Annotated in this window: 1 protein-coding gene; it reads right to left on the bottom strand. The window is 45.2% G+C overall.

Translation table 11 applies throughout. The features are described 5' to 3' along the window. The coding region (locus tag DPG01_RS18630; RefSeq protein ID WP_265735895.1) for an EF-Tu/IF-2/RF-3 family GTPase at window positions 1-376 on the bottom strand (376 nt) is incomplete at both ends.

Raw genomic sequence — 376 nt, 5'->3', positions numbered from 1 at the left:
TTTAGTACCACGTAGAAGAACACCACAGTTCTCGCCCGCACGACCTTCGTCTAGAAGTTTACGGAACATTTCTACACCAGTTACAGTTGTTTTAACTGTATCTTTGATACCAACGATTTCAACTTCTTCGCCTACTTTCACGATACCAGTTTCTACACGGCCAGTTACTACTGTACCACGACCAGAAATAGAGAATACGTCTTCGATTGGCATTAAGAATGCTTGGTCGATTGCACGTACTGGCTCTGGAATGTAAGTGTCAAGCGCGTCAACAAGAGCAACAACTGCTTCTTCGCCATACTGACCAGCGTCACCGTTAAGTGCAAGAAGAGCTGAACCACGGATAACTGGAGTGTCATCACCTGGAAAGTCATAC

The organism is Acinetobacter sp. WCHAc060042 (genome assembly GCF_003231195.1).
Taxonomy (GTDB): domain Bacteria; phylum Pseudomonadota; class Gammaproteobacteria; order Pseudomonadales; family Moraxellaceae; genus Acinetobacter.
The sequence above is the reverse complement of the archived record's forward strand: the minus strand, read 5'-3'. Positions and strand labels throughout refer to the sequence as shown.